The sequence below is a fragment of the Escherichia sp. WS1152 genome (assembly GCF_046487665.1).
GTDB lineage: Bacteria > Pseudomonadota > Gammaproteobacteria > Enterobacterales > Enterobacteriaceae > Escherichia > Escherichia coli.
This window is the reverse complement of record NZ_JBJQJA010000005.1, coordinates 52,183-69,567: the sequence shown is the minus strand read 5'-3', so window position 1 is coordinate 69,567 and position 17,385 is coordinate 52,183. Positions and strand designations below refer to the sequence as shown.

The 17,385-nt window shown below is 52.5% G+C and carries 12 protein-coding genes; 4 read left to right on the top strand and 8 right to left on the bottom strand.

Going from position 1 to position 17,385, the window contains the following annotated elements; all coding sequences use genetic code 11:
- Positions 1-430 precede the first annotated feature (430 nt).
- Entirely contained in the window at positions 431-2,752 is a 2,322-nt protein-coding gene (locus ACJHW7_RS09925) for a Tex family protein (protein ID WP_000980706.1), read from the bottom strand.
- Between the two features lie 96 nt (positions 2,753-2,848).
- Positions 2,849-3,325: a transcription elongation factor GreB gene (greB, locus tag ACJHW7_RS09920; protein WP_000856744.1), complete on the bottom strand. Its 477-nt coding sequence runs from the start codon at positions 3,323-3,325 to the stop codon at positions 2,849-2,851.
- Between the two features lie 227 nt (positions 3,326-3,552).
- Here greB and ompR point away from each other — a divergent pair, with 227 nt between their 5' ends.
- A complete protein-coding gene (ompR, locus tag ACJHW7_RS09915; RefSeq protein ID WP_001157751.1) occupies positions 3,553-4,272 on the top strand; it encodes a two-component system response regulator OmpR in 720 nt (239 codons plus the stop codon).
- Entirely contained in the window at positions 4,269-5,621 is a 1,353-nt protein-coding gene (gene envZ, locus ACJHW7_RS09910; RefSeq protein ID WP_001253696.1) for a two-component system sensor histidine kinase EnvZ, read from the top strand. The genes ompR and envZ overlap by 4 nt, the downstream gene beginning before the upstream one ends.
- 76 nt (positions 5,622-5,697) lie before the next feature.
- Here envZ and pckA read toward each other — a convergent pair whose 3' ends face one another.
- A complete protein-coding gene (gene pckA / locus ACJHW7_RS09905) occupies positions 5,698-7,320 on the bottom strand; it encodes a phosphoenolpyruvate carboxykinase (ATP) (protein WP_001265681.1) in 1,623 nt (540 codons plus the stop codon).
- A 378-nt stretch (positions 7,321-7,698) separates the two neighbouring features.
- Here pckA and ACJHW7_RS09900 point away from each other — a divergent pair, with 378 nt between their 5' ends.
- Complete coding sequence (locus ACJHW7_RS09900) at positions 7,699-9,423, top strand: DUF4153 domain-containing protein (protein ID WP_040235026.1); 1,725 nt, start codon at positions 7,699-7,701, stop codon at positions 9,421-9,423.
- A gap of 134 nt (positions 9,424-9,557) precedes the next feature.
- Here the strand turns inward: ACJHW7_RS09900 and hslO are convergent, their stop codons facing one another.
- From hslO to igaA, 4 genes are all read right to left on the bottom strand, one after another.
- A complete protein-coding gene (gene hslO / locus ACJHW7_RS09895; protein WP_001135574.1) occupies positions 9,558-10,436 on the bottom strand; it encodes an Hsp33 family molecular chaperone HslO in 879 nt (292 codons plus the stop codon).
- Between the two features lie 24 nt (positions 10,437-10,460).
- Positions 10,461-10,862, bottom strand: coding sequence for a ribosome-associated heat shock protein Hsp15 (gene hslR, locus ACJHW7_RS09890; RefSeq protein WP_000660485.1), 402 nt, complete (start codon positions 10,860-10,862; stop codon positions 10,461-10,463).
- A gap of 10 nt (positions 10,863-10,872) precedes the next feature.
- Positions 10,873-11,541 (bottom strand): GMP/IMP nucleotidase, encoded by a 669-nt coding sequence (yrfG, locus tag ACJHW7_RS09885; RefSeq protein ID WP_001295168.1) that lies wholly within the window; start codon positions 11,539-11,541, stop codon positions 10,873-10,875.
- Positions 11,542-11,605: 64 nt separating this feature from the next.
- Entirely contained in the window at positions 11,606-13,741 is a 2,136-nt protein-coding gene (gene igaA / locus ACJHW7_RS09880; protein WP_040235024.1) for an intracellular growth attenuator protein IgaA, read from the bottom strand.
- Between the two features lie 319 nt (positions 13,742-14,060).
- Here igaA and nudE point away from each other — a divergent pair, with 319 nt between their 5' ends.
- A complete protein-coding gene (nudE, locus tag ACJHW7_RS09875) occupies positions 14,061-14,621 on the top strand; it encodes an ADP compounds hydrolase NudE (protein WP_000045744.1) in 561 nt (186 codons plus the stop codon).
- Between the two features lie 164 nt (positions 14,622-14,785).
- Here the strand turns inward: nudE and mrcA are convergent, their stop codons facing one another.
- Positions 14,786-17,338, bottom strand: coding sequence for a peptidoglycan glycosyltransferase/peptidoglycan DD-transpeptidase MrcA (gene mrcA, locus ACJHW7_RS09870; RefSeq protein WP_001626096.1), 2,553 nt, complete (start codon positions 17,336-17,338; stop codon positions 14,786-14,788).
- Between the last annotated feature and the right edge of the window lie 47 nt (positions 17,339-17,385).

The following is a 17,385-nucleotide window of genomic DNA, read 5'->3' as shown; positions in this document are numbered from 1 at the left end:
TACTTGTTTCTCATTAACTGGATAACTACCTCATGGGGCGTTTGACAGCGACATGAGACCAGATGATTTGCCAACAAAGGAGAGATTAAATAATCAACAACACAATGATAATGAGAATGGTTTCTATCAGCAATACTTAAAATGTGTGCGAATGTTGGTTTAGTTAATAATCTGCGTGAATGTTGATGTGGCTCAAGGTTATATCGCAGCGAAAATATAATTCGAATAGCGAATTACCAGGACTGGCTAATGTTTAATTAAGGTTTCAGTTGTTAATGAAGTGATAAATGTTGCCGGAATATATTGTGAGTTTGGCTGTGGAATAAAAATGCCGGAGATATTCTCCGGCACTTTTATGTCAGACAAGGCGTTCGTTGCCAGATGCGGCGTGGACACCTTATCGCGCAGGTTTAGGGGTCAATCAGGGCGTTTAACGTTTTTTGCCCATTGCTGCCGCCAGCGCGTCCATCATCGCGCTGTTACCGGCAGGCTGCGCTTCACGTCCGCGCGGTTTGGCTGCCGGGCGGTTGTTTTGCGGGCGTTCATTACCGCCGCCGCGACGGGCGTTGGTTTCGCCAGGCTGCTCGTCCAGACGCATGGTCAGGGCGATACGTTTACGCTGAAGATCCACTTCCAGCACTTTCACCTTCACAATGTCGCCCGCTTTCACCACGGTATGCGGATCTTCTACAAACTTGTTCGACAATGAAGAGATGTGAACCAGGCCGTCCTGATGCACGCCGATATCGACAAACGCGCCAAAGTTGGTGACGTTGGTCACCGCACCTTCGAGGATCATACCCGGTTGCAGGTCGTTCATTGTCTCGACGCCATCGGCAAACTGAGCGGTTTTAAATTCCGGACGCGGATCGCGACCCGGTTTTTCCAGCTCTTTGATGATGTCAGTTACTGTCGGCACACCGAATTTTTCATCAGTAAAGTCAGACGCTTTCAGGTTACGCAGTTCGCTGCTGTTACCCATCAGATCTTTCAGTGCCTGCTGTGTTGCTGCCAGAATGCGTTCCACCACCGGATAGGCTTCCGGGTGGACGGTAGACGCGTCCAGCGGGTTATCACCATGGTTAATGCGCAAGAAGCCCGCGCACTGCTCGAAGGCTTTCGGCCCCAGACGGCTCACTTTCAGCAGTTGCTGACGGTTCTGGAACTGACCGTTCTCATCGCGCCAGGCCACGATGTTTTGCGCCATCATGCGCGTCAGGCCCGCCACGCGGGTTAACAGCGGAACAGAAGCAGTGTTGAGATCGACGCCAACGGCGTTTACGCAGTCTTCTACTACTGCGTCCAGTTTGCGGGCCAGTTGCGTCTGGCTGACGTCATGCTGATACTGACCTACGCCGATAGATTTCGGATCGATTTTCACCAGCTCCGCCAGCGGATCCTGCAAACGGCGGGCGATAGATACCGCACCACGCAGCGAAACGTCGAGATCCGGGAACTCCTGCGCTGCCAGCTCGGAAGCTGAGTAAACCGACGCGCCAGCTTCGCTGACGATCACTTTCTGTGCGGTCACTTTCGGGAACTGCTTCTGCACGTCGAGATAGAAACGTTCGGTTTCGCGGGAAGCTGTACCGTTGCCGATCGCCACCAGTTCAACGTTATGCTTTTCACACAGCGCAGCAACAGTCATCGCTGCTTTTGCGGCTTGTCCGGTGTGCGGGTAAATGGTATCGGTCGCTACCAGTTTGCCAGTGGCATCGACCACCGCCACTTTTACCCCAGTACGCAGACCCGGATCGAGGCCCATCGTTGCACGCAGTCCGGCAGGGGCCGCCATCAGCAGATCGTGCAGGTTACGGGCAAAGACGTTGATTGCTTCATCTTCCGCGCGTTCGCGCACGGTACCCATCAGTTCGGTTTCCAGATGCATCAGCACCTTGATGCGCCAGGTCCAGCTCACTACGCCTTTGCGCCAGCTATCCGCCGGGGCATTGTTCAGGCGCAGGCCAAGGTGATCCATGATGATTTGCTCGCAATAGCTCTCTTTGGGCGGCTCATCGAACTGCGGATCGGCATTCAGCGAAAGCTGGAGTACGCCTTCGTTACGCCCACGGAACATCGCCAGCGCGCGGTGAGAAGGCACCGTGGACAACGGTTCGTGATGATCGAAATAGTCGCGGAATTTTGCCCCTTCCTCTTCTTTACCGCTCACCACGGTTGAGACCAGATGCGCGTTCTTCCACAGATAATCACGCACTTTCGCCAGCAGCGCGGCATCTTCGGCAAAACGTTCCATCAGGATATAGCGCGCGCCGTCCAGCGCGGCTTTGGTATCTGCCACGCCTTTATCGGCATCAACATATTGTGCAGCCGCGACTTCTGGCGTGTGTGACGGATCGCTCCACAGCAGGTCAGCCAACGGCTCAAGCCCTGCTTCAATGGCGATTTGCCCGCGGGTGCGGCGTTTAGGTTTGTAGGGCAGGTAGAGGTCTTCGAGTTCGGTTTTGCTTAGGGTGGCGTTGATGGCCTTCGCCAGATCATCGGTGAGTTTGCCTTGCTCGGAAATGGATTTGAGGATCGCCTGACGTCTCTCTTCCAGCTCGCGCAGATAGCTCAGACGCGTTTCCAGATTACGCAGCTGCGTGTCATCCAGACCGCCGGTGATTTCCTTACGATAACGTGCGATAAACGGCACGGTATTCCCTTCGTCAAGCAGGCGAACGGCAGCGTCAACCTGTTCCGGGCGCGCCTGAATTTCACCCGCAATAATGCGGCAGAACGAATCATTCATCATGGTTTGAGTTCATCTTTTCGGATCAAAAATCAGGGGATAGTTATACGGACTGGCTGGCAAAAATGCCAGCCATCGGCAGGAGGTTAAGACTCTTCCTTACGGTTTCACGTACTCGATAGCATTAACATACCAGCTCGCTTCCCCGGCAGGAGTATTCACCACAGCCAGATCGCCGACTTCTTTTTTCAGCAATGCGCGGGCCATCGGGGAATCGATAGAGATGTAATCTTTACGGCCAAAAATTTCATCGTAGCCGACAATACGGAAACGGTGAGTCACGCCATCGTCGTTTTCAATCTCCACCCACGCGCCAAAAAAGACTTTGCCTTCCTGCTGAGGGGAGTAATCGACGATTTTGAGATTTTCCATGCATTTAGTGAGATAGCGCACGCGACGGTCGATTTCACGCAGACGCTTTTTATTATACTGATAGTCAGCATTTTCGCTGCGGTCGCCCAGACTTGCGGCCCAGGTCACCTTTTTTGTGACCTCCGGGCGTTCTTCACGCCAGAGATAATTAAGCTCTTGTTTGAGTTTTTCATACCCTTCCCGGGTAACCAGGGGCGTTTTCATCTCGTTGATTCCCTTTGTCTGTTTGATAATGCGCACATTGGGTATAACGTGATCATATCAACAGAATCAATAATGTTTCGCCGAATAAATTGTATACTTAAGCTGCTGTTTAATATGCTTTGTAACAATTTAGGCTGAAATTCATACCAGATTTAGCTGGTGACGAACGTGAGCTTTTTTAAGAATACACGCTTACAAATTGTTGCGAACCTTTGGGAGTACAAACAATGCAAGAGAACTACAAGATTCTGGTGGTCGATGACGACATGCGCCTGCGTGCGCTGCTGGAACGTTATCTCACCGAACAAGGCTTCCAGGTTCGAAGCGTCGCTAATGCAGAACAGATGGATCGCCTGCTGACTCGTGAATCTTTCCATCTTATGGTACTGGATTTAATGTTACCTGGTGAAGATGGCTTGTCGATTTGCCGACGTCTTCGTAGTCAGAGCAACCCGATGCCGATCATTATGGTGACGGCGAAAGGGGAAGAAGTGGACCGTATCGTAGGCCTGGAGATTGGCGCTGACGACTACATTCCAAAACCGTTTAACCCGCGTGAACTGCTGGCCCGTATTCGTGCGGTGCTGCGTCGTCAGGCGAACGAACTGCCAGGCGCACCGTCACAGGAAGAGGCGGTAATTGCTTTCGGTAAGTTCAAACTTAACCTCGGTACGCGCGAAATGTTCCGCGAAGATGAGCCGATGCCGCTCACCAGCGGTGAGTTTGCGGTACTGAAGGCACTGGTCAGCCATCCGCGTGAGCCGCTCTCCCGCGATAAGCTGATGAACCTTGCCCGTGGTCGTGAATATTCCGCAATGGAACGCTCCATCGACGTGCAGATTTCGCGTCTGCGCCGCATGGTAGAAGAAGATCCAGCGCATCCGCGTTACATTCAGACCGTTTGGGGCCTGGGCTACGTCTTTGTACCGGACGGCTCTAAAGCATGAGGCGATTGCGCTTCTCGCCACGAAGTTCATTTGCCCGTACGTTATTGCTCATCGTCACCTTGCTGTTCGCCAGCCTGGTGACGACTTATCTGGTGGTGCTGAACTTCGCGATTTTGCCGAGCCTCCAGCAGTTTAATAAAGTCCTCGCGTACGAAGTGCGTATGTTGATGACCGACAAACTGCAACTGGAGGACGGCACGCAGTTGGTTGTGCCTCCCGCTTTCCGTCGGGAGATCTACCGTGAGCTGGGGATCTCTCTCTACTCCAACGAGGCTGCCGAAGAGGCAGGTCTGCGTTGGGCGCAACACTATGAATTCTTAAGCCATCAGATGGCACAGCAACTGGGCGGCCCGACGGAAGTGCGCGTTGAGGTCAACAAAAGTTCGCCTGTCGTCTGGCTGAAAACCTGGCTGTCGCCCAATATCTGGGTACGCGTGCCGCTGACCGAAATTCATCAGGGCGATTTCTCTCCGCTGTTCCGCTATACGCTGGCGATTATGCTATTGGCGATAGGCGGGGCGTGGCTGTTTATTCGTATCCAGAACCGACCGTTGGTCGATCTCGAACACGCAGCCTTGCAGGTTGGTAAAGGGATTATTCCGCCGCCGCTGCGTGAATATGGCGCTTCGGAGGTGCGTTCCGTTACCCGTGCCTTTAACCATATGGCGGCTGGTGTTAAGCAACTGGCGGATGACCGCACGCTGCTGATGGCGGGGGTAAGTCACGACTTGCGCACGCCGCTGACGCGTATTCGCCTGGCGACTGAGATGATGAGCGAGCAGGATGGCTATCTGGCAGAATCGATCAATAAAGATATCGAAGAGTGCAACGCCATCATTGAGCAGTTTATCGACTACCTGCGCACCGGGCAGGAGATGCCGATGGAAATGGCGGATCTTAATGCAGTACTCGGTGAGGTGATTGCTGCCGAAAGTGGCTATGAGCGGGAAATTGAAACCGCGCTTTACCCCGGCAGCATTGAAGTGAAAATGCACCCGCTGTCGATCAAACGCGCGGTGGCGAATATGGTGGTCAACGCCGCCCGTTATGGCAATGGCTGGATCAAAGTCAGCAGCGGAACGGAGCCGAATCGCGCCTGGTTCCAGGTGGAAGATGACGGTCCGGGAATTGCGCCGGAACAACGTAAGCACCTTTTCCAGCCGTTTGTTCGCGGCGACAGTGCACGCACCATTAGCGGCACGGGATTAGGGCTGGCGATTGTGCAGCGTATCGTGGATAACCATAACGGGATGCTGGAGCTTGGCACCAGCGAGCGGGGCGGGCTTTCCATTCGCGCCTGGCTGCCTGTGCCGGTAACGCGGGCGCAGGGCACGACAAAAGAAGGGTAAATAAAACGGGAGGCGAAGGTGTCTCCCGTTTTGCTTTCTATAAGATACTGGATAGATATTCTCCAGCTTCAAATCATTACAGTTTCGGACCAGCCGCTACCAGCGCGGCACCCGCAGGGGTGTCGGTGTATTTATCGAAGTTGTCGATAAACAGTTTCGCCAGGGTTTCGGCTTTTTCCTGCCACTGTTCCGGAGAAGCGTAGGTGTTACGCGGATCGAGAATCTTCGTGTCTACGCCCGGCAGTTCGGTTGGGATCGCCAGGTTAAACATCGGCAGAGTGAAGGTTTCTGCATTATCCAGCGAACCGTTGAGGATGGCGTCGATAATGGCGCGGGTATCTTTAATCGAGATACGTTTGCCAGTGCCGTTCCAGCCAGTGTTAACCAGATAAGCCTGCGCGCCCGCCGCCTGCATACGTTTCACCAGCACTTCTGCGTACTGAGTCGGGTGCAGCGACAGGAACGCCGCGCCGAAGCAAGCGGAGAAGGTTGGCGTCGGTTCGGTGATGCCACGCTCAGTACCGGCCAGTTTGGCGGTGAAGCCAGAGAGGAAGTGATACTGGGTTTGATCGGCAGTCAGGCGAGAAACCGGCGGCAACACGCCGAAAGCATCAGCAGTCAGGAAGATAACCTTAGTCGCGTGGCCCGCTTTGGAAACCGGCTTAACAATGTTATCGATGTGATAGATCGGATAAGAAACGCGGGTGTTCTCGGTTTTTGAACCATCATCAAAGTCGATAGTGCCATCTTCACGCACGGTGACGTTTTCCAGCAGCGCATCGCGACGGATAGCGTTGTAGATTTCAGGTTCCGCTTCTTTCGACAGCTTGATAGTTTTTGCGTAGCAGCCGCCTTCGAAGTTAAACACGCCGTCATCGTCCCAGCCGTGCTCGTCATCACCAATCAGGCGACGTTTCGGGTCGGTGGAAAGGGTGGTTTTACCGGTGCCGGAAAGGCCGAAGAACACCGCAACATCGCCTTTCTCACCAACGTTGGCGGAGCAGTGCATAGAAGCGATACCTTTCAGCGGCAGCAGGTAGTTCATCATCGAGAACATCCCTTTCTTCATTTCGCCGCCGTACCAGGTGCCGCCAATCAGCTGCATGCGCTCGGTCAGGTTAAACGCCACGAAGTTTTCGGAGTTCAGACCCTGTTCTTTCCACTGCGGGTTAGTGCACTTCGCGCCGTTCATAACGATAAAGTCTGGTTTGAAACCTGCCAGCTCTTCATCGCTCGGGCGAATAAACATGTTTTTGACAAAATGCGCCTGCCAGGCCACTTCGGTGATGAAACGGACGGAAAGACGAGTATCCGGGTTCGCACCACAGAAAGCGTCGACAACGAACAGACGTTTGCCGGAAAGCTGCCTGGTCACCAGGCCTTTCAGATGCTGCCAGGTTTCCGGAGAGAGAGGTTTGTTGTCGTTCTTACCTTTGCCTTTGTCTGCCCACCAGAAAGTATCGCGAGTGGTATCGTCACGGACGATATACTTATCTTTTGGTGAACGACCGGTGAAGATCCCGGTATCGACGGCAACGGCACCCAGATTAGTTAACACCCCGCGCTCATAACCTGTCAGGCTCGGATCGAGCTCTTCCTGATACAGCAGGTCGTAGCTTGGGTTGTAAACGATATCATGTACGTCACTGATACCATAAGCCTCGAGTTCTTGCGGGGTCAAACCATTGTTAACGCGCATTTCACTGCTCCTTAGCCAATATGTATTGCCTGAATAGTAAAGTCTTTTTGGGGGTGTTAACCGCGACAAGGCTCATAGATTTACGTATCTGGAGAAATTCATATTTGACAAAAAACTCCGTGATTCCTGTCACGAAACGGTTGCTATTATCGCAGAAATAGCATTTTAGGTGTGGAAAATGTTCTCAAAAGGTTAAATCTTGGTTTATATGGCGGGAATATTGTGAGTGGAATCGCATTCCTTAATGAAATTGATGCAAATTCAATCGGTAAAGTATCGATTCACCACGCTAACTTTTTTTGATTATTTTCTGAAAAAAGCAAAATACTACTGCCCGGATGCGATAATTAACCCACCTTTTGATTCTGGATAACCAACATGGATAACGTTGAACTTTCACCGGCAACACGCTGGGGGATGATTGCTACCGGATTACTTCAGGGGCTGGTTTGCTACCTGTTGATCGCCTGGCTTGCCGGAAAAAATCACAGTTGGATTGTTTATGGCGTGCCTGCGACCGTTGCGTTTTCATCCGTTTTACTCTTCTCCGTGATCTCTTTTAAACAGAAGCGCCTTTGGGGATGGCTGGCGCTGGTGTTTATTGCCACGACAGGGATGAGCGGTTGGCTGAAGTGGCAAACTGATGGCATGAACCCCTGGAGAGCTGAAAAGGCGATTTGGGATTTTGGCTACTATCTGCTGTTGATGGCAATGTTGTTGCTACCGTGGATACAACAAAGCCTTCGTATCCGCAATGGCAGTAGCCGCTATAGCTACTTTTACAAGTCAGTATGGCATAACGTACTTATATTACTGGTGATTTTTCTCGCCAATGGCCTGACGTGGGTGGTGCTTTTACTGTGGGGTGAGTTGTTTAAACTTGTTGGCATCAAGTTTTTCAATACGCTCTTTTTTGCAACCGACTGGTTTATGTATCTTACATTAGGTCTGGTTACCGCACTGGCGGTGATTCTCGCGCGCACACAGTCACGTTTAATCGACTCTATTCAAAAGTTGTTCACGTTAATCGCCACGGGGTTGCTGCCGTTAGTATCATTGCTAACCCTGATGTTTATCATCACTCTGCCGTTTACGGGCCTGAGCGCGATTTCTCGCCACATCTCCGCCGCCGGGTTGCTGTTAACGCTGGCCTTTTTGCAATTGATCTTAATGGCTATTGTCCGCGATCCGCAAAAAGCGTCACTTCCCTGGACGGGGCCGTTGCGTTGCCTGATTAAAACCGCTTTGCTGGTTGCTCCGCTGTATGTGTTCGTCGCCGCCTGGGCGTTATGGCTGCGGGTCGCTCAGTACGGCTGGACTGTCGACCGCTTGCAGGGCGCGCTGGCGGTGCTGGTGTTACTGGTGTGGTCGCTGGGGTATTTTGTCAGTATCGTCTGGCGTAATGGGCAAAATCCCCTTGTTCTTCAGGGCAAAGTGAACCTTGCGGTTTCGTTATTGGTGTTGGTGATACTGGTGCTTCTTAATTCGCCGGTGCTGGATAGTATGCGTATTAGCGTGAACAGTCATATGGCGCGTTATCAGAGCGGCAAAAACACGCCAGACCAGGTAACTATCTACATGCTCGAACAGAGCGGTCGCTATGGACGTGCGGCGCTTGAGTCGCTGAAAAGCGATGCCGGGTTTATGAAAGACCCGAAACGCGCGCGGGATCTGCTGATGGCGTTAGATGGAGAGCAACATCTTCAGGAACAGGTATCGGAAAAAGTATTAGCCGAAAATGTGTTAATTGCCCCTGGTTCTGTTAAACCGGATGCGACATTCTGGTCGGCCTTAATCCAGGATCGCTATAACGTGATGACCTGTATTGAAAAAGACGCCTGCGTCCTGGTCGAGCAAGATCTGAATAGTGATGGTCAGGCGGAGCGGATCCTGTTTGCTTTTAATGATGACAGAGTCATTGTCTATGGCTTTGACTCAGACAGAAAAGAATGGGACGCGCTTGATATGAGTTTACTTCCGAACGAAATAACGAAAGAAAAATTACTCACAGCTGCGAAGGATGGAAAACTGGGGACGAGGCCGAAAGCGTGGCGCGATCTGACGGTAGATGGTGAAACGCTGGAAATAAACTTAAGTAAGTGACAACTCTTTTAACGGATACGACGCTGTATCTGACCAACAATAATTTGCGATTTATTTCACAGGCCTGGTAAGCGCAGCACATCAGGCCATTACGTCGTAAAATCCGGCAGAGCCCTCTCTGCCGGACATACTCATTAATGAACTTGCGGATCTGCCGGAGACGCGTTGTTGCGGATTTCAGCAATATCCATCGCATTGAACAGATAGTGGTTACCGCAGTAATCACAATGCATGTCAATTTCGCCATCTTCCGCCAGGATGCTATCAACTTCTTCATCAGGCAGCGTTTTCAGCGCATCGGCGCAACGTTCACGCGAGCAGGTGCATTTGAACTCCACATCCTGCGGATCGTAAACCGTCACCTCTTCTTCGTGATACAAACGCCACAACACTTCGTTTGCCGGTAAGGTCAGCAGTTCTTCGGTTTTGATGGTTTCGGTTAGCGTCGCCAGGTGGTCAAAGTCGTCCTGCTGGGCATTTTGCGCAGGCATTACCTGCAACAACATACCGCCTGCAGCCGGTTTGCCGTCTACGTCGCCGGTGCGAATAAACAGGCGCGTCGGCAGCTGTTCAGAACGCATAAAGTAATCTTCCAGGCAGGCCGCCAGGGTATCACCTTCCAGACCAACCACGCCCTGATAGCGTTCGCCTTCGCTCGGGGTAATGGTGATCACCACGTAACCATTGCCGACCAGCGTTTTCAGGTCGGCATTTTCTGGAATTTCGCCCTGCACGCGCGCCACACCGCGCATTTGCTGGTTATTGTTACCGTTAATAACCGCCAGATTCATCGGACCGTCGCCTTGCAGCTGTACGGTGATATCACCATCAAACTTCAGCGTAGCGGTTAACAGGCTGGTCGCAACCAGCAGTTCTGCCAGCACGTTTTTAACGGGCTGCGGATAATCGTGGTTCTCAAGGATCTGTTGCAGGGTTTCCGAAACGGTTACCAGTTCGCCGCGAACGGCAAAATTTTCAAACAGATAGCGATGTAATTGGTCATGTTGCGGCATAATCATCTCTCTTGCAGGTGACAGTTATTCACTGTCGCCGTGTTTAAATCGTAACAGGTCGCGGCGCTCTTTTTTGTCCGGGCGTCGGTCCGGGTGCGGCATGGTTAAGGCATTAAGTTTACGTGCCATCGCCATTTTTTCGCGTTTCTCTACACTTTCCGCAGTCTCTTCATACAGCAAGGCTGCCTCGCTGGCGGGGCGACGCTGTTCAGTAATCGCCTTTACAATCACCGTGCGTTCGTCATTTCCCTGGCGCAGAGTGAGCGTGGCATTCAGCTCGACGATTTTGCTCGGCTTGCTGCGCTGCCCGTTGTAATGCACCTTACCGCCTTCAATCATTTCACGGGCCAGCGCGCGGGTTTTATAAAAACGGGCAGCCCATAGCCATTTATCCAGTCGAACCTCAACAGCAGGTTTTTCTTTCATGGCGTCTCCTTCACATTAGCGAGGGGATCAGGCGGCGGTAGTCATTCAGTGACGGATGGCGTTGATACTGTTTCTCGGCAATCCCGGAATCAGGATTAGTCACGCCGAGGCAGTAACGAATACCAAATTGCGCGGCAGCATCGAGAATCGCTTCGCTGTCATCAATAAACAGCGTTCTTTCAGCTTTCAGACCCGTAGCTTCGGCCACCGCATGCCATAACCGCTGATCCTCTTTCGGATAACCAAATGTGTGGGTGGAAAGTAATAAATCAAGGTGTGCGTCCAGACCCGTATGCTCAAGTTTTACCGCCAGGTTGTGCGGATGAGCATTGGTGAGCAAAATTCGCTGCTTACCGCTGGCTTTCAGTGCCTCAAGAAACGGAATGGTATCTTCACGCAGTACGGCGCGCGGTCCCATCTCGGTGGTCATCGCACAGATATCCAGACCCAGTTGCTCACTCCAGTAATCAAGACAGTACCAGTTTAGCGTATGCTGTACGTCGTGATATTGCTGGCGCATATATTCCATCGCTTCCTGTGGCGTAACCCCGTTTTTCGCGCCCCATGTTTCAGGCACCAGCTTTTGCCAGAAATAGTTATCGAAGGCGAGGTCGAGCAACGTGCCGTCCATATCCAGCAGAACGGTATCTACGTCCTGCCAGGCAATGTTGATATGCATGAGGGAAATCTCCAGAGTGAAGCAATTTGCGCGACAGGGTAGCATAACCTGCCGCGCAAACGTGTTATTCGATAAGGCTTTCTGAAGGGGGGATCAGTTGCGGGTTCAGGCAGCTTTCATAATAGGCCTCAATCTCCATCATGCGAGTGCGATGACGCTGGTAACGACGCCAGGCCTGTACGCCATTGTAAATGGCGCTACCCAGCATCGTCAGTAGCAGCAGAGTGGTGCTGAGATAGCGCCACAGGCCGGAACGATCCGGGATCGGATGAAGGCCTATATGCTGCGTACCATTGGCGTCAGTGAAGATTTTTGTGACGATACCCTCGGCGTTAAACGGCGTATGCATCAGCATTTGTGCCAGTTTCTGGAAAGCGTTCCACTGTTCTTGCGGCGGGTAGTCGTAAAGTGATGCCGAAGGCCAGGGCTGATCAACAAAATCGCTGCCTTCGTCGCTGACAATCAGGAATCCGCCGGGGGCCGGACTGTTTAGTGATTGTGCCGCTCGCGCCGTTTCATGCGTGATAAACGGCGCGGTGGAGGTTGCCACCAGGTTATCCAGCGATTCCGCACTCACCGGGCGTAATAACACATTCACGCCATCGAGCTTCCCGGCGTTGGCGCGTTTTACCAGCGCGTCCCAGTCTTTACTGTTGCCGAGATTGACCAGCGCATTTTTCAGTCGCACACAGTCATCTTTGGCAGAACATAAATCCGCTGTCTTCAGTACAATGTCGCCAAAATCATCAATCAATACCATGCCGGATTTTTGAATCGCTGAACGTAATGAGGCACTGACGCGAGATTCATCTTCCGGTTTAGGGTGCAGCTGGCGATTAACTGCTTCAGTCAATGCCGTCGCTTTGTTGACCAGCTCAGATTCTGGTAATGGTAATGAGCGGGCGTCATTCCAGATGATCTGCGAGCAGTCAAACGGTAAAAAAGGTGAATTGGTTTTCGCGCTCCAGGTTCCGGAAGTGCGAATATTACACATTCCCGTACCACTAATACGCAATGTATCGCCTACCCGCACGCCAGCGTCAGCCAGTTGTTTTACGCTGGTGGCTTCAATGGTCTGCGCGCCTTTCATCCATGAGAGAGTGAATTTCAGCGGCATATCCAGCGGGATCCAGAATAACAGCATAAACAGCACCAGCAGCGAGCCCGCAGCGATAATCGTACTGCGCAGCCAGTGCTGTAACGGAAAGTTTTTTACTTCATCATGCAGCGAAAGATATCGTCCCTGACGCACTACATGGCGGTCGAGATAGATATCGATATCGGTTTGTTGACCGAGATCCTGAGCAATGTATGGCTGCCAGTGTGCGGGATAGACCAGGTCGATAATACCGAGTGAAATATTGTTGATCTGTTCCTGATCGTTTTCGCCAAACAATCCCCAACGACGGGGTGTACCGCGCAGACAATGAATTTCCCGCAGGGAGGATTTTGCCGGGGGGGCGAATAGCCCCCACAGACCTGCGCCCAGCAGCAGTAACGCGCCACCTGCCAGCCACGGAACAAATACATCCGGGGTAATCAGGCAGAAAAAGAACATCAGGAAGGAGGCGACGATCAGCAACGCTTCACGCAGCCCGCGCGGACGACTCAGCGCATATTCTTCATGCGTTTCTTTGCGAATATTGAGTAGCTCGATTTGCTCACTCTCTTCCCCGCGAATCGACGCCTGCGTGGACGGAACAGGTTGCAAGGCATAGCCGCGCGTTTCCTGCATGTACTCCTGCAGCGTATGACCGTTGAGTGAAATAACCAACGGCAGCGAATCGGTATGAATCAGTTCAACGGTATTCTCATCGTTGATGTACTGTTCCCAGAAGGGGGGCAGGTGGACTTCTACCGAATCGAGGTAGTAACGCCATTTATTCGGATCGTCGGTAGAGATGCCGTAACGTGTGATAGCGTGTGTCAGCATCATGACGTTGTTGCTTTCGGCATTCAGCGCCAGAGAGATCGGTGCCGCGCTGGCTCCCGTTGGGCCAGGCACCTGTAATACCTGCGTCAGGCTCTCAAGATAATTTTCAACGGCGCTACGTTCTTCAGGTGTGAGTTTACGCGTTTGCGCATCCGCGAAGGCGTTGGTCCAGGGCAGCTGACGCCGTCTGGATCGCACTTTTATCAGCCATCCCGCAAGTAGTGAGCAGGCCAGCAAAGCAGCTAAAAAAATCACAATGGTGCTCATGCTTTCCCCATCTTACTTAGTCTGTCAGGCGTGGTCAGTCGCACCGGACACAATACATGATTCTGCGGTTGGCTATCGGCAAGCGTGGAGTTTAACTTGAGCATCATTAAGCACATCACAGTAACCGCTGATCATAGCAAACCCTCTGAAGGCGGAATATCAGCAAATTCCTGGAGTTATTTCAACCTATTGACTTTTAATTTGATTTGAGGACGATTATTTATTAAGTTACATAAATGTAAATAACATGCAATTCACATTGCCGAAAGCGTGTCCGATATCGCACAATAACCGCTGATTTCACAGCATAGATCCCACGATGAGCAAATCATTACAAAAACCCACCATTCTGAATGTTGAAACTGTAGCCCGTTCCCGACTGTTTACCGTCGAGAGCGTGGATCTGGAGTTCAGCAATGGCGTGCGGCGTGTTTATGAACGAATGCGTCCAACCAACCGGGAAGCAGTGATGATTGTGCCGATTGTGGACGATCACCTGATCCTGATCCGCGAATATGCAGTGGGAACTGAATCCTACGAATTAGGTTTTTCGAAAGGATTAATTGATCCGGGTGAAAGCGTCTACGAAGCCGCTAACCGCGAGCTAAAAGAAGAGGTTGGATTTGGTGCGAACGATCTGACTTTTTTGAAGAAGCTCAGCATGGCACCGTCTTACTTTTCCAGCAAAATGAATATCGTGGTAGCGCAAGATCTCTACCCGGAATCGCTGGAAGGCGATGAGCCAGAGCCGCTACCACAGGTACGCTGGCCGCTGGCGCATATGATGGATTTGCTGGAAGACCCTGACTTCAACGAAGCGCGTAATGTCAGCGCGCTGTTCCTCGTGCGCGAATGGTTGAAAGGGCAGGGGCGAGTGTAAATGCGTGAAGTTTGCCTGATGCACAACGCTTATCAGGCTTATGGGGTTCCTGCAATATATTGAGTTTTCACGATTTTGTTAGCCGGATAACGCGTTCACCCGTATCCGGCATAAACAAGTGCACTTTGTCAGCAAACTGAAAAGGCGCCGAAGCGCCTTTTTAATCAGAACAATTCCTGTGCCTCGCCATTATCGATAATGGTCGTTCCCACCTCGTGCACCGCCTGTTGTGTCGGCTGCGTACCTTCGATGAAATACTCTTCGCGGCTGTTGCCACCATTAGCTAACTGCCCGGTGCTGCGATCGATATTCACCGTCACAATACCCGGCGGCGGCGTCAGCGGCTGCTCCGGCACACCTTCAAGAACGGCTTTCATATAAGCGTCCCATGCAGGCTGGGCACTCTTGGCACCGCCTTCGTAACCTGAGATCTGATCTTTAATCGCTCCGGAAGCCGTTGTATGACCGAGATTACGACGGTGATCATCAAAGCCAATCCAGACCGAGGTCACAACGCCCGGTCCGTAACCCGAGAACCACGCATCTTTCGAACTGTTAGTGGTACCGGTTTTCCCGCCGATATCGCGACGCTGCAAATCACGACCTGCACGCCAGCCAGTACCCTGCCAGCCTGGCTCACCAAAGATATTGGTGTTCAAAGCACTCTTAATCAGGAATGCCAGCGGAGTGTTGATGACGTGCGGTGCGTACTCCTGCGCGCCAGTCTTCGCCACTAATGCCTGATTTGCCTGCTCCAGCTGCGGCATTGGTACAGAAACATTCTGCTGCTCGCGGGAGATAGCGACATCTTCAACATCGTTATTTTCCAGCACGTTCGATTTCTGCGTATCACCGTAAATCACCGGAATATCACATTCCGGGCAGGCTACTTTCGGTTTCGCTTCGAAAATCACGCCGCCCTGATCGTTTTCAATTTTGCTGATAAACCACGGGTCCACCAGGAAGCCGCCGTTCGCCATGACCGCGTAGCCGCGCGCCACCTGCATTGGAGTGAAGGACGCTGAACCCAGCGCCAGCGATTCGGTGTGGACAATGTTTTGCGCCGGGAAGCCGAAGCGTTGCAGATATTCTGCAGCGTAGTCGACGCCCATCGCCCGCATTGCGCGTACCATCACCACGTTTTTCGACTGACCCAGCCCCTGACGTAAGCGAATTGGACCGGCATACTGCGGTGGTGAGTTCTTCGGCTGCCAGTCAGAACCGGCACCTGCATCCCAGCGAGAAATTGGCACATCGTTCAACATACTTGCCAGCGTCAGACCTTTATCCATCGCCGCGGTGTAGAGGAACGGTTTGATGTTGGAACCTACCTGACGCAGTGCCTGGGTGGCGCGGTTAAACTTGCTCTGATTGAAATCAAAGCCACCGACCAACGCCATAACGGCACCGTTTTGCGGATTGATCGACACCAGCGCCGAGTTCACTTCCGGCACTTGTGCCAGCCACCATGCATCGCCAACCTGACGAACCCAGATTTGCTGACCCGTTTGCAGAACATCGGTCACTTTACGCGGCGTCGGTCCCTGCTGAGTATCCGAACGGTAAGGACGCGCCCAGCGAACGCCTTCCATACTCAATGCGACGGTCGACCCGTCCGCCAGCATCGCCGTCGCTTCCTGAGGATTGGCGCTGGTGACTGCGGCAGGCAGCAGCGGACCATAGGTCGGCAGCGCCTTCAGCGTATCGGTAATCTTGTTGTTATCCCACGCCGACTCGCCCACTTTCCACAGCACATTTGCCGGGCCGCGATAGCCGTGGCGCATGTCGTAGTCCAGCACGTTATTACGTACCGCCTGCTGTGCGGCCTGCTGCACTTTGCGGGTGATGGTGGTGTAAATGCGATAACCGTCTTCATAGGCACTTTCGCCATAACGGTTATACATCTCCTGGCGCACCATTTCGCTCAGGTACGGCGCAGAAAAAGCAATCTCCGGCGCGTGATAGTTAGCGTTAATCGCCTCAGTGCGTGTCTGATCGAACTGTTGCTGGGTGATATATCCTTCATCCAGCATCCGCGATAGCACGACGTTACGCCGCGCGACGGCACGATCCATCGAGTAGAGCGGGTTGAAAGTGGAAGGCGCTTTCGGCAGCCCGGCTATCACAGCCATTTCGTTCAGCGTCAGTTGGTCGACCGTTTTCCCGTAATAGACTTGTGCCGCAGCACCGACACCATAGGCGCGGTAACCGAGGTAAATCTTGTTCAGATAAAGCTCGAGGATTTCGTCTTTCGTCAGCAACTGTTCAATGCGAATCGCGAGGAAGACTTCCTTAATCTTACGCATCAGCGTGCGTTCTGGACTGAGGAAGAAGTTTCTCGCCAGCTGCTGGGTAATGGTACTTGCCCCTTGTGACGCGTGGCCGGAGAACAGCGCCACACTTGCCGCACGGAAGATCCCCACCGGGTCAACGCCGTGATGCTCGTAGAAGCGGCTGTCTTCCGTCGCGATAAAGGCTTTCACCATCTCCGGCGGGATTTGATCCAGCGTAACCGGAATACGACGTTTCTCACCGTATTGAGCAATCAGCTCGCCATCGGCGCTGTAAATCTGCATCGGAATTTGCAGGCGAACATCTTTTAATGTCGCCACATCCGGCAGTTGTGGCTCGATGTAGCGGTATAGGCCATAAATCGAGCCTGCTCCCAGCAGAATGCAACAGACTGCAAGGATCAAAAAATACTTTACGAACTTCACTGGAAATTTCCCATTTAGTTTCATTTGGGCAGTTTATAAACAAACGC

What these genes read in the sequence shown, in the direction of transcription:
- nudE (WP_000045744.1), top strand. Translation starts at nt 14,061, where the DNA reads ATGAGCAAATCATTACAAAAACCCACCATTCTGAATGTTGAAACTGTA.
- pckA (WP_001265681.1), bottom strand. Translation starts at nt 7,320, where the DNA reads ATGCGCGTTAACAATGGTTTGACCCCGCAAGAACTCGAGGCTTATGGT.
- hslR (WP_000660485.1), bottom strand. Translation starts at nt 10,862, where the DNA reads ATGAAAGAAAAACCTGCTGTTGAGGTTCGACTGGATAAATGGCTATGG.
- envZ (WP_001253696.1), top strand. Translation starts at nt 4,269, where the DNA reads ATGAGGCGATTGCGCTTCTCGCCACGAAGTTCATTTGCCCGTACGTTA.
- ACJHW7_RS09925 (WP_000980706.1), bottom strand. Translation starts at nt 2,752, where the DNA reads ATGATGAATGATTCGTTCTGCCGCATTATTGCGGGTGAAATTCAGGCG.
- greB (WP_000856744.1), bottom strand. Translation starts at nt 3,325, where the DNA reads ATGAAAACGCCCCTGGTTACCCGGGAAGGGTATGAAAAACTCAAACAA.
- ACJHW7_RS09900 (WP_040235026.1), top strand. Translation starts at nt 7,699, where the DNA reads ATGGATAACGTTGAACTTTCACCGGCAACACGCTGGGGGATGATTGCT.
- yrfG (WP_001295168.1), bottom strand. Translation starts at nt 11,541, where the DNA reads ATGCATATCAACATTGCCTGGCAGGACGTAGATACCGTTCTGCTGGAT.
- igaA (WP_040235024.1), bottom strand. Translation starts at nt 13,741, where the DNA reads ATGAGCACCATTGTGATTTTTTTAGCTGCTTTGCTGGCCTGCTCACTA.
- hslO (WP_001135574.1), bottom strand. Translation starts at nt 10,436, where the DNA reads ATGCCGCAACATGACCAATTACATCGCTATCTGTTTGAAAATTTTGCC.
- ompR (WP_001157751.1), top strand. Translation starts at nt 3,553, where the DNA reads ATGCAAGAGAACTACAAGATTCTGGTGGTCGATGACGACATGCGCCTG.